Consider the following 11,739-nt stretch of genomic DNA (forward strand, 5'->3'; position numbering starts at 1 on the left):
CAGCGGACCCGGCGGCCTCCTGCTGGGGTCAGCGCCGTTGGGCGGCGTCGGCCTCCCCCTGGAGCGGGCCACCTACTGGCACGGAGGCGTGCCGGGCCTGATGGTAGGCGAGTACATCCTCCCGCCCTCCGTCACCGGCACCGCCGTTACCCTGTCTGCATACGGGGGCTGCGTGGAGCCGCGGCCCGGGTACCTCCCCACCCGCGTGTACGTGACGCCGGAGCACAAGGCGGCGGAGGTGTTCGCCGCCCTCTTCCCGGGTGGCGGCTGGGTCTACCGGGTTGAGCCGGAGGGGGAGCTCGAGGCCGACCCGGGCAGCACTGAGCCGGGGCTCTCCTTCGCCTGCGAACGCGCCCGCATCATCGAGGCGACGCCGCTCGACCCGCTCACCATCGCCTGCATCCTCGAGTCCGTCCTTGCGGGAGGTGCGGCATGAGCACCACACCCACCACCGCCGAGACGTTCGCCACGGTGCGCGAGGCCGTAGAGACATGGGGCGAAGTGCTGTGCGTCAACTCCATCGGGCGCAACAAGGTTCGCGATGCCCTCGCCCTGCTGGAGTGCCGTATGGGGGCGCTGGGGCGGGCGGTAGATGCCGAGGTCGTCCAGTGGAGCGGCGACCAGTCGTGGTGCAGACGGTGCCGGACTCGCACGACACAGGTGGTGAGTCCGCGCGTGCCCCACAGGCATGCGCCGGATTGCGTCCTCGCCGACGACTCCGAGGATCTGGCGGACGCCCTGGACCTGGAGTCCTACGCCCATGCGCAGATGCGCCAGGCGCTGGTGGAAGAGCGCGCGGCCCGCGAGCAGGCGGAGGCGGAAGCGCAGCGCCTATACGTCGAATCCTGGGGCGCGGCGGTGCAGGTGGCCGAGGTGCGCGAACTGCTGGAGGCGGAGGTCTTCTCGGCAGACGTAGTGAGGCTGACGAAAGCACTCGCTGAGCAGCAGCGCGTCCGTGCCGAGCAGGCAGAGCGGGAGTTGGCGAAATCGGAGCAGGAGCGTGACGAGGCGCTGAGGAAGGTCAGCACCGAGAGAGCCGCCCGCGAGCGCGCCGAGGCGGGCAACGCGGCGCTGCTGGAGCGCCTCGGGGCTGTGGAGCTGGCGGCGCGCGCCGTCCTCCGCGTGACGGACACCCCCACCACCTTCGAGCAGGCGGCGGCGCGGCAGCAGGAGATGGGAGAGGCCCTCTCCAACCTGCGGGGAGTGCTCGGCCCCGTCAGCACGCCGCCCCCGGACACCGCAGTGGCGGACCGTCGGAACGACTGCACCTGCACCGGCCACTGCCGAGGGGCGGAGGGTCTGGGCGAGGGCTGGCGGTGCGCCATGCAGGCCCACAAGGCGGTGGGCCATGGCTGAGCACTGCGAGCGCCCCATCCTGTTCAGCGGCAGCATGGTGCGAGCCATCCTCGACGGCCGGAAGAACCAGACGAGGCGTGTCATCACGCCGGTGCAACCTGACGTTCGTGGCCTCTGGCCCGGCGGCAGGACTCCAGGGTCGCTCCCCGGTGACTGCCCCTACGGCCAGCCCGGGGACCGGCTGTGGGTGCGCGAGACTCACTGGATCGGCCCATTGGCTCGGAACAGCGCGGGAGATCGATGTCCGACGTGGCACGGTTTGCCCTACTCGGTGAGTCCAGACGGGTGCTCAGCCGCCTTCTACAAAGAGGGGTTCGACCGCAGCGAGCCGCGCTGGCGCCCCTCCATCCACATGCCTCGGTGGGCCTCGCGCCTCACGCTCGAGGTGACGGGCGTTCGCGTCGAGCGGCTGCAGGACATCTCCGAGGAGGACGCAAGAGCGGAGGGCGTCGAGCGCGACGCGAAGTATCCCGACCGTTGGAAGAACTACGTCGGCGAAGTCTCCGGCCCAGATGCCGTTGATTCGTTCTTCTCTCTCTGGGCCTCCATCCACGGCACCGCGTCCTGGGACGCCAACCCCTGGGTGTGGGTCGTCGCGTTTCGCCGGATGGCGGGCGCCACTCCATGAGGACGATCAGCAAGCCGGGGCTCGTCATCGACCTCTTCGCGGGCGGTGGAGGGGCCAGCACGGGAATTGAGGCCGCGCTGGGCAGGACGGTAGACGTGGCCATCAACCACAGCGCCACCGCGCTGGCGGTGCATGCGAAGAACCACCCCAGGACGAAACACCTCACGGCGGACATCTGGGAGGTGAAGCCAAAGGAGGTGACGCGCGGACGGCCGATGGATGTGCTCTGGGCGTCGCCCGATTGCACGCACTTCTCTGTCGCGAAGGGTGGCGTCCCTCGCGAGAAGGGCATCCGCTCGCTGGCGTGGGTTGTCGTGGAGTGGGCACGCGCGGTGCGCCCGCGCGTCATCTTCCTGGAGAACGTCGGCGAGTTCCGCACCTGGGGCCCGCTCGGTGAGGACGGGCGCCCGGACAAGGCAAGGATGGGGGAAACCTTCGAGCAGTGGCTCGGGGCGTTGCAGATCCTGGGCTACCAGGTGGACTACCGCGTTTTGGACGCCAGCCACTATGGCGCCCCCACGAAGCGCCGACGGCTGTTCCTCGTGGCGCGGTGCGACGGTGAGCCGATTCGCTGGCCGGAGCCGACGCACGGCCCCGGGAAGCTGCCACTTCGCACCGCAGCGGAGTGCATCGACTGGAGCCTGCCGTGCCCCTCAATCTTCGGGCGGAAGAAGCCGCTCGCGGAGAAGACGCTCTGGCGCATCGCGGAGGGCATTCGCCGCTTCGTCTTGGAGAACCCGACGCCCTTCATCGTCGGGTGTGGCGGCCGGGCCGGGCAGACGCCACCTACACCGGTGAACGCTCCGGTCGGCACCATCATCGCGAAGAACGATCGGGCCATCGTGGTGCCATCCATCGTGAAGGTGAACCACGGAGGCGAGGCCGCTCGTGGAGAGGCCATCAATGAGCCGCTGTCCACGGTGACCGCGCTGCGCCGGGGACATGCGCTCGTTGCCCCCACCCTGGTGCAGACCGGGTATGGGGAACGTCCTGGGCAGCGCGCCCGGACATTGGACCTGCACGACCCCCTGGGCACGGTGGTGGCGGAGGGCCAGAAGCACGCGCTCGTGTCCGCCTTCCTCACGAAGCACTACGGCGGTGTGGTGGGAGTGCCCTTCGACGGACGGCCGATGGACACCGTCACCGCGCAGGACCACCACGCGCTCACCATCGCCACGCTGGCGCCCTCCGGACCCGCCCAGGACTTCCGCATCGCCGAGGTTCGCGCGTTCCTCACCACCTACTACGGAGACGACGCGACCTCGGGGCAGCGCGTGGACCGGCCGCTGCGGACCATCACCGCCAAGGCCCGGATGGGGCTGGTTCTCGTGGAGGGCATTGAGCACCAGATCGTGGACATCGGCATGCGGATGCTGGAACCGGAGGAACTGCTCCGCGCCCAGTTCGGCCGCTTCGCACAGGGATACGACCTGAGCGCAGCCACCAGCAAGGCGTCGAAGGTCCGGCTGATAGGAAACAGTGTCTGCCCCGAGGTGGCCGAGGCCGTGGTGCGCGCCAATCTGGGCGAGCTCTCGTCTGAGAGGAGGGCTGCATGACCTGCCCACTCCCGCTCCCCGAGGCGCGTCGGCGCCAGGTCGCGCTCCTCCTGCGCACCACGCCCGTGGACGAGCTCCCCCTCCTGCGCGCCCGGCTCTACGCGGCGACGCCTGCGGTTGGGCTCGCCGAACTCCGCGGACGCGAGCCCAAGAGCCGGTGCGCTGTCTGCTGGGTGCTTCGTCCCGTTCGCCTGCAGTGGAAGGAGTATGGGGACGCGCACCGGTACACCTGCGACGAGCAGACCTGCCAGAAGATTTGGCAGCGCCTCGCCAGGTGGGAGGAAGCCGCCCGTGCCGAGGCCCAGGCTCGCCTCGTCGAGTCCGTCTGCCAGGGGGTGCCCGCATGAAGCCGCTCCGCCCGGTAGATGCGGTCTTCCGCATCGCCACCGCCCTCCTGCTCCTCGCGTGGCTGCCCGCCCTCTTCGGGTGGTGGGCCGCCCGCGTCCTCTACGTCCTCTCCTTGCCGGTGGTCGCCGGCCTTTCCCTCTTCATCGCCTTCCGGAGGCCCTCATGAGCCCCACCAGTAGGGCTGGCGCCGGACCGAGGCACTGGCGGGTCCTGGAGGTGCGTTACGAAACAGGTAGTCTTGTGATGCTCTACTGGATGAGTCGCGTAGGCATTGGCAGTGGTGTGTCGCGCAGGTACGCCCGCAGTGGGCCCGTCCGCGTCGAGAGGGAAGCGCCATGACGTGTTTGCCGTGGTTCAAGCTGTTCAGCGACTTCTCCGAGCACCCGAAGACGCTGGCGCTGCAGGCCGAGCTCGAGCACCCGGAGGCGGACGCCTTCGTGCTGCGCATGTGGTGCTACCTGGCCAAGGCCGCCCCCACCGGTAGCCTCACGGGCCGGCACGCCGGTGTAGTGCTGGAGCGTGCGATCCGGTGGACGGGGCAGCCAGGGCGCTTCGTCGAGGCTGCCCTGGCTGTGGGCTTCCTGGAGCAGGAAGGGGAGAACCTTGTCGCACACCACTGGGCGGAGGTGCAGGGCGCGCACGTGGCCAAGGTGGAGCGGGACAGGAAGAAGCCGGACGGCAAGAAGGCCTCCCGCCAGCCTCCCGCCATGTCGCCGCAGGACTCCCGCGCCGCTCCCCCCAACATCCCGCGCGGGAGAATGGAGGAACCGGCGAGGGATGTTCGGGGGGAGAGTAGAGAGAAGAGAGTAGAGAGAGAAACAGAAGATCCCCCCCTCCCCCCGAAGGGGGTTGGAGAAACACCCACAGACCCACACCACTCGCATCCCGTTCCCGCTGCCGTCGACGGCGAGGCTCGGATGGCGGCGCTGGACCTGGTGCCTGCCCCTCGACGGCTGCGAGCAGCCGGGACGACGCCGACAACCTCACCGCCCGCCGAGCTGCCCAGAGCCGAGCCCTCGCCGGCCGTGGCCGAGGCGCGCGATGCCGGCGGGATGCTCGCCTTCGAGTCCGGGCCCTCCACGTCCGGTGGACTCACGGTGCCGGATGTCGTGGACGCTGTGCACCGCGAGGTAATGCAGGGGCGGCCGTACCCGTGGGACCCGAAGCAGGACGACAAGGCGTCCACAGCCCTGCTGTCGCTCTGCATGGCCGAAAAACTACCCATGGCGCGGGTGCCCGAGGAAGTCGGGCGCCGCTTCGGCCGGGCCCTGGTGCGCAGCCTGGACCGGTACGCGAAAGGCAGCAGCAAGGCCGTGACGCTGCGGGAGCTCGCGCGCCGCGAGTGCTGGGCAGCCAACGCCGAGCCGCCCGAACGCGAGCAGGAAGAGCGCGACCCGCTGAGCGGGACGCTTCGTGTGCGGTCCGTGGTGCTTGAGCCGTGGGATGCCGTGGCCGAGTCGCTCTCGGCGAGGGGGGCGCAATGAGCTGCGCGGCGATTCCTCCCTCGATGCTGGTGACCCAGGTGCTGGCGAAGCTGCAGCAGGCCCGCGAGCGCGTTGCCCACGGGTGGCCGTCCATCCCCTGCGCGCTCGCCTCGGGCCCTGGGGCCACCGTTGCCGATCGGCTCGCCGCGGCGAAGGCTGCCCAGAAGTCCGGTGTGGACGCTCCGCCCTGGGTGCGCACGCTCGCCGAGTGCCTCTCGCGAGTCGAGCATGCTCGGGCCCTGTGGGGCACGACGCCGGACGCCCTGCCACCGCTCGCGGCCGGCATCGCCCCGTGCGCCCTCGACCTCCGCGACCACCTCGGGTTTGCCCGGGCCTGCGCGGAGAAGCACTTGGCCTGGGAGGACTCGGGCGGGCTTACCCGCCCGCAGGCCCTGTGCGTCCTGCACCTGGCCGTCACCCTCGCGAAGTGGGACGCGCAGCAGCAACGCGCCACCGTGGCCACCCACGCATTCCAGCCCCTGCCCACCCTCCGCCGGGCACCGCAACCGAGTAGGCGGCCCGAGCCTGCATCCGAGTTCCGCAGCCTGCGTGACCTGGCGCGCGTCGCCGACGCCTTTTCTGACTGGGGCGAGGAGGAGACCGACCGATGACGTGCCCCGTCCCGACCTACAGCATCGAAGTGCCCGTGAAGACGGCGAGCACCAGCAACCTGCGCGAGCACTGGGCCGCCCGCCACAAACGGACGGACGCGCAGAAGGCAGCCACCCGGCGCCGCTGTCCGGAGTGGACGGCCGGGCCCCTGCTGGTGGTGCGCCTCGCCCGGGTGGCCCCGCGCAAGCTGGACGATGACAACCTGCGTGGGGCGCTGAAGTCCGTCCGGGATGCCATCGCCACCTGGCTGCGCGTGGACGACGCCTCCCCGCTGGTGCGCTGGGAGTACCTCCAGGAGCGGGGCCCCACGCCGCTGGTGCGCGTGGAGGTGTGGCTGCCGCATCTGGCCCAGGCCAGCGCCACTATCCCGCCCGTCACGCATGCCTCCACCGACGCTCCAGTGGGGCAACCGGGGTTCATCCCGGCCCTGCTTCCGGCGCAGTACCGCCAACGCTCGCTCGCGGAGCTCGCCACCCCAGCCAGCTACCCCGCCGCGCTCAGGAGGACGCCATGACCTGTGCCGCGAACCCCGCCCGTCCCACCTCCATCACTTGCACCTGTGGCTGCGTCGTGCCGGTGAAGCCCCACGGCCCCATCCCTGTCATGTGCAGCACCTGCGCCGAGGCTCGGCAGAGGGCGCGGGAGCTGGCGTGGCAGCGCCGCCACAAGGAAGATGGGGGGCCCTTCGTCGAGCAGCTCGGGGCACTGGAAGGGGCCGAGGAGCTCAAGGACGGGCGAAAGCGGCTCGGCTGCGAGCTGGCGCACCTCCGGGCACGTGTGGAGGCCCTGGCCCGTGATTGGGGGCTGCCCGCCCCGACGCGCAGCCCGCTGGCGTAGCCCGGCGCAATCCGTGCGCGTTTCGGCCTCCCGTGTGCCAATGGCGGCATGCCGTGCGCAGCGATTCCGAATAGGCCTTCTGTGGGTGAGCGGATCCTGACGCCCAGTCCGGATGCACAGGGCCAGGCCGCGTTCCCCTTCCTCTTCTCTGTCCCCACGCGCGAAGTGCGGCGCGGCGAGCGCGCCCGCCGGCCGCACCTGCGCGGCCGCACCTCCCCGGGTGTAGACACCCGGCAGCGGGTGCTGCCCTTCCGCCGCACTGCCGCTGGCAGCCTCCTGACGCCGGAGCTCGCCGAGGCCATGGAGACGGCGTTGGCCGAGGCCCGCGGGAGCGCCGAGGGTGGCCGCCGGCAGCGCGCCGCGGAGGCCCAGTTGCTGGAGCTGCTGCTGCCCTTCCTCCAAGCTGCGGTGGCGCACGCGTGGGCCACCCACCCACGTACCCACCTGGAAAAGGAGGACTTGCTGCAGGAGGCGCGGCTCCGTGCCCAAAAGCTGTGGCGGGGTTTCCGCCCTGGCTGGGCTGGCCCCGGGCGCACCCTCTACCCCGCCTACGCGGTGAAGGCCGTGCGCCAGCAGCTGGGCAACGTGCTCGAGGAGGCGCGGCTGGTGGGCCCCACCCAGTGGGGGCGCAAGCTGGCCGCCCGCGCCCGGCGGCGGGTGAAGCGGGAGGAACTCTCCTATGAGGACGCGCTGAGGAAGGAGGGCGCGGACCACGCGACCACCCTCGGGCTCACCCTGACGGCCACCCGCGCCGACGAGCGCGAGGCTGCAGCCCTCGCCGACGAGAGCGACGCGCACCGGGAGGAGCTCGCCCTGGAGTCCGCGGCAGTGGCCGCGCTCCGGCGCCTCCCCCGGCTCGAGCGCGAGGCCGTCGCCGTCCCCCTCGGGCTCTCCCGGCTGCAGCTCTCCGACGCCGGCCTCGCCCGGCACCTGGGGTGCACCCTGGCTGAGCTGCACTCGGCGCGCGAGCGGGGGTTGGCGACCCTTCGGAAGGGCATGGCCAGGAGGTCGGAATGATCATCGTCACCAAGCGAGAGGGGCCCTGCCGGGCCTGTGGCGGGCGCATCCGCAAGGGGGAGTACGCCGACTTCACCGCGGAGAAGGGCGCGGCCCATCCCGAGGCCCAGTGTTCCTCTGTGCCCGCGCGCTACCGGCCCAACCTCCGAGCTGGGGCGTGCAGGTGCGGCACGTGGGTGAAGGCCGGGCAGGGGCGGCTGCGGCTGGTGGAGGACGCCGGCGGCGCCGGGGGTAAGAAGAGCTGGGCGGTCGACTGTGACACGTGCGCGAGCTTGTGACACCGTCGGAGGGCGGATAGGTTCGCGACGCGAAGGGGGAAGTCATGGTTAGGATCCTCACCGTCGTCCTCGCTGTATCCGCAGCGGCATGCGGCTCAAACGAGTCTCAGGCGCCGAGCGCTCAGCAGAGCCAAGACCTCAGCGCCATCCGCTGTGCTCCGCGCTCCGTTTTGGGGCAGCCCTCTTCGGCCCTATCGACGTGTGGCTCCTCCTGTTTCCACTCCACTGACATCAATGGAGGGACACGACTGGAGACATGGACGTTCTGCCCCGCAGGTGGTCCATGCGGCAACGACTGCACCGGCGGGGTGGTATTTTTTGCGAAGGACGGCGTGCTGGTCGGGTGGAGTAGCAACGTCCCGAATCCGTAGTCACATGGTGCCGACCGACTCTGCCAGGAACGTGACCCCATCCAGATTAATGGGTGACGCTCCTGTCAGCGGAATGACGGCTCCGGTGGCAGCATCGATTCGAATAGTGGCCGGCCCAGAAGAGCCAGCACACGCATAGTCTGAGGTGAAGCCCGGCCGATCTCCGTCGTCCAGGTAGAACGCCGCCGCGCCGAGGGCCCCGCCCGTGATTGCCCCGCTCAGGCGAACCTCGCCAAGAGAGTTCATTCTGTAACGCGGTTGTACCTTGACTCCGCCAGCCGATTTCCACCCATTCTCGGTGTTGGGGTAGCGATAGAGGAAGGTGTTCGGGGTCAGCACAACGCGGGTGGAGTCGACATACACCGAGTATCCCGTCGGGGTTGACTTAGACACCACGATGCTGGCGTAGCGCGCGGCCGCCGGAGCGGTGACAGGGCGAGATCGCAGGCCCAGTGTCTGCCATACGTCTGAGCCAGCAGAGTAGGTCTGTGAAACGAGCACCTCGCTAACGAGTGCCCCGGTTGAGTTGTGCCACCTGACCTGGAGAGATGCGGTGTGGGTCGTGTTCTCAGGCGCGGGGATAAGGACCACTGCCGACGCGATGAGCCGATCTCCCGGCCTCACGGTGAACCGCTGGCTTTCAATGAAGGGGGTGCTCCCTCCGAGGAGTCGAACCGACCTAATGCCGCTGAAGACCGTGCCTGTCTCCGCGGTGATATCCGTTCCCCATGTGCCTCTGCCGACCGACCACGCATCTGGAGGCAGGCTCACATCTGTATGGGCCTCGAAGTCGGAGTTGAGGGGCATCGCCGCCCATGTGACGTTCTGGGAGACGTCCCCCGGGGTGACGTGCCGTGGCGTAAGCGTCACCACGTCCGATGCCGGGCCCACGTTGCCCTTCTCCGTCCGGGCGCGCACGCGGGCGTAGAGCGGCACCCCGGCCTTCAGGCCCGTCAGGTCGAAGCACGTAGTGCTGGCCACCGATCTCAGGGTGTCACGCGAGAGCGTGAAGCCTGGGGTGGTGCCGACGTGCAACTCGAACTCCACCGCGGGCACGCCGTTGTCGCCGCTGGGGTCGGTGAAGCTGAGGACTGCGCCCGTCACGGAGTTGGTCACCACGAGGGAGTGCGGCGCGGCCGGGCCGGTGAAGGGGGCGGCCGGGGCCACGCCGGGCCGGGCCTCCATGTCGAGCCAGGTGCGCGGGGAGAGAGACGGTTTCCCGCGCAGCGACAGGCGTGTGGTGCCGTCGCCCGAGCTCCCGCTGTGAGTCACTTGGCGCACGGCCAGCGTCTGGCCCGCGCTGAAGTGCACCCCATTGGCCGAGAGCTGCACCATGTCCCCCAGCTCCAGGCCGGGGTGGAGACACACCTCGAGCTCGGCGGACATGTCGGCCTGCGAGAGATCATCGAGCGCGCTCTGCGCCAGGCGCCCCGCCTCGGCCTCGGTGTCGATATTGGAGGTGCTCGCCTCGGTGAAACGACAGAAGCGGTGCAGGCGGGTGCCCGAGGGTGTCAGGAAGCCGTAGCGGGCCAGCGCCGCCGCGCTCTCCTTGCGCACCGTCTTCCTCTTCGGCTGGCCCTTGGCGTCCAGGTCGGCGGTGTCCGAGTACACCACCTCCACCGCGGTGCGGATGTCGGCCAGGGAGACGGGCAGACTGGGCAGCTCCGTGTAGTCCCCGGGCCCGTACGTCCACGCCACCGAGGCGCCGGTGCGGTCGGGCCCGTATAGCCACACGCCCCAGTCGCCCGTGTCGGCGCGCCACTTCTGCCGCACCTCCCAGCCTCGCGCTGTGGCGAGCTTGGAGAGCGCCTCGAAGACGGGGCCAACCGGCTCCTTGTACTTGCCCAGGGCCTGGGTGGAGGGGACGGGTGCGTAGAGTCCGATGAAGCCGAGGCCCGCGTCGAAGAGGACCTGCTGGCACACCGTCTCCAGCGCCACGCCCGCGTCGCTGCCGTAGACGTGCTCAGCCTCGAGGAACGTGTCCTGGCACACACCGAGGTAGAGGTCCCGCCCCGAGACGGTGATCACCTCCGGCCCGGGGTCGACGGTGTCGATGCGCCCGAGAAAGAGCGGCAACCAGTCGGAAGCCCCAGGCTCACGATCCGAGGGGGCGAGTCCCACCTCCACCCGGAAGAGCCGCCCCGGGTCCAGCAGCGGTGCGTAGGAGCCGGTGAGGTTGTTGGCAAGAGACTCCTGCATCAGCGGTGCGAGGGAGATGCCGTGCACCTCCCGGCGCAAGCGCACGGTGCCCTGTGCCACCGGCTGGTCGAGGGATTCGTCGACGGAGTATTCCTCGAGGAAGTCCCGGCCGAACAGCTTGGTGAGGTCGTGCCAGGTGCTGCCCACCAGGACGCGGACGCGGCCTCGCCGCGTGTACCCGGTGCGGCACTTCAGGAGGAACTGCTGTTGCTCAGAGAGCGGGCGCATGCCTCGGAGAAGAGGCGCGCGCCGAGTTCACACCCCGTAGAGGGTGAAGTCGAACTGCTCGACCACGCTGAAGAGGCGCGGGCCGGTGCGCCCGGCACCGCACAGGCCGATGCAGATGAGCCCGCCGGTGGGCATTCTCGTGCCACCCGTGAGCACCTCCGGCAGGGACGGGAACGCTCGGGTGGAGTGGAAAGCGTAAAGCGCGGGGGCCCATTCGTCGGGGATGGCGAATGGCAGCGCCACAACCTCGTCGAAGTCCCGGGTGCCGAGCACATGGGCGGTCAACCCGAGCCTACCGACGTCAACGCGGCAGGACTCAAACACGGATTCCCCGGGGGCGCCAAGGTTGCCATTTTCCCACTCTGTCCCATCGCTGCGCCCGATGCGATGCACCCACGTCCCTATGTCAGGGTTGCGAATCCACGCGAGCACTGTCCATGAAGCAGGGAACGAGAGCGGCCAGAAGGTATCCGTGGGGGCGCTGTCACTCAATCGGAGGGCGTACGACCCGTGACGCCCGGACACCCGGCTGTGGCCGCTGATGACGTCGGGTGCGGCGCCTCTGCTGGTGTAGAGCCAACTCGTGGCCGACGTGGTGTCCTCAAAGGAGAGCACGTGCCCCTCTCCCTCGATGAGCCCGCGCAGCGCGGTGGCGTAGTCCAACGGGAGGACGGCGCTGGTGGTGAACATGTAGTTGGCCTTCCTCACCGTCGAGGTGTTTCGCGCCCGGCCGTTGAGCGCGCGCGTCACCTCGCCCATGCGGACGGGCTCCCAGCTGGATGCCGTGCACCTCACCTCGACGCCGTTGATTGTCAGGAGGGCCAT

14 protein-coding genes are annotated in these 11,739 nt (G+C 70.0%); 12 read left to right on the top strand and 2 right to left on the bottom strand.

Translation table 11 applies throughout. From position 1 onward, the window contains the following. Positions 1-37 precede the first annotated feature (37 nt). The 12 genes from DAT35_RS36300 to DAT35_RS36350 all read left to right on the top strand — a co-directional run bounded on the left by DAT35_RS36300 (position 38) and on the right by DAT35_RS36350 (position 8,116). Positions 38-436, top strand: coding sequence for a hypothetical protein (locus DAT35_RS36300; RefSeq protein WP_233261932.1), 399 nt, complete (start codon positions 38-40; stop codon positions 434-436). Then, entirely contained in the window at positions 433-1,356 is a 924-nt protein-coding gene (locus DAT35_RS36305; protein WP_108073837.1) for a hypothetical protein, read from the top strand. The genes DAT35_RS36300 and DAT35_RS36305 overlap by 4 nt, the downstream gene beginning before the upstream one ends. Beyond that, positions 1,349-1,984: a hypothetical protein gene (locus DAT35_RS36310; protein ID WP_108073838.1), complete on the top strand. Its 636-nt coding sequence runs from the start codon at positions 1,349-1,351 to the stop codon at positions 1,982-1,984. Before DAT35_RS36305 ends, DAT35_RS36310 begins: the two co-directional genes overlap by 8 nt. After that, on the top strand, positions 1,981-3,540 hold the full coding sequence (locus DAT35_RS36315) for a DNA cytosine methyltransferase (RefSeq protein ID WP_108073839.1): 1,560 nt from the start codon (positions 1,981-1,983) through the stop codon (positions 3,538-3,540). The genes DAT35_RS36310 and DAT35_RS36315 overlap by 4 nt, the downstream gene beginning before the upstream one ends. Then, a complete protein-coding gene (locus DAT35_RS36320; protein WP_108073840.1) occupies positions 3,537-3,887 on the top strand; it encodes a hypothetical protein in 351 nt (116 codons plus the stop codon). The genes DAT35_RS36315 and DAT35_RS36320 overlap by 4 nt, the downstream gene beginning before the upstream one ends. Then, entirely contained in the window at positions 3,884-4,054 is a 171-nt protein-coding gene (locus DAT35_RS59400) for a hypothetical protein (RefSeq protein WP_158502055.1), read from the top strand. Before DAT35_RS36320 ends, DAT35_RS59400 begins: the two co-directional genes overlap by 4 nt. Positions 4,055-4,223: 169 nt before the next feature. Beyond that, positions 4,224-5,372, top strand: a complete 1,149-nt coding sequence (locus tag DAT35_RS36325) for a hypothetical protein (RefSeq protein WP_108073841.1) — start codon at positions 4,224-4,226, stop codon at positions 5,370-5,372. Beyond that, a complete protein-coding gene (locus DAT35_RS36330) occupies positions 5,369-5,983 on the top strand; it encodes a hypothetical protein (protein ID WP_108073842.1) in 615 nt (204 codons plus the stop codon). Before DAT35_RS36325 ends, DAT35_RS36330 begins: the two co-directional genes overlap by 4 nt. Continuing rightward, positions 5,980-6,498 carry a hypothetical protein gene (locus DAT35_RS36335; RefSeq protein ID WP_108073843.1) on the top strand — a complete coding sequence of 173 codons (519 nt, stop codon included), beginning with the start codon at positions 5,980-5,982 and terminating at the stop codon, positions 6,496-6,498. The genes DAT35_RS36330 and DAT35_RS36335 overlap by 4 nt, the downstream gene beginning before the upstream one ends. After that, a complete protein-coding gene (locus DAT35_RS36340; RefSeq protein WP_108073844.1) occupies positions 6,495-6,821 on the top strand; it encodes a hypothetical protein in 327 nt (108 codons plus the stop codon). Before DAT35_RS36335 ends, DAT35_RS36340 begins: the two co-directional genes overlap by 4 nt. Positions 6,822-6,902: 81 nt before the next feature. Continuing rightward, positions 6,903-7,838 (top strand): hypothetical protein, encoded by a 936-nt coding sequence (locus DAT35_RS36345; RefSeq protein WP_108073845.1) that lies wholly within the window; start codon positions 6,903-6,905, stop codon positions 7,836-7,838. Continuing rightward, positions 7,835-8,116, top strand: a complete 282-nt coding sequence (locus DAT35_RS36350) for a hypothetical protein (protein WP_108073846.1) — start codon at positions 7,835-7,837, stop codon at positions 8,114-8,116. The genes DAT35_RS36345 and DAT35_RS36350 overlap by 4 nt, the downstream gene beginning before the upstream one ends. Positions 8,117-8,487: 371 nt before the next feature. On the opposite strand, the gene DAT35_RS36355 is transcribed toward DAT35_RS36350, so the two are convergent. Both DAT35_RS36355 and DAT35_RS36360 read right to left on the bottom strand, forming a co-directional pair. Then, complete coding sequence (locus DAT35_RS36355) at positions 8,488-10,914, bottom strand: fibronectin type III domain-containing protein (protein ID WP_108073847.1); 2,427 nt, start codon at positions 10,912-10,914, stop codon at positions 8,488-8,490. 27 nt (positions 10,915-10,941) lie between these two features. Continuing rightward, positions 10,942-11,739 (bottom strand): hypothetical protein, encoded by a 798-nt coding sequence (locus DAT35_RS36360; RefSeq protein ID WP_108073848.1) that lies wholly within the window; start codon positions 11,737-11,739, stop codon positions 10,942-10,944.

The sequence above is a fragment of the Vitiosangium sp. GDMCC 1.1324 genome, from assembly GCF_003044305.1.
Lineage (GTDB): Bacteria > Myxococcota > Myxococcia > Myxococcales > Myxococcaceae > Archangium.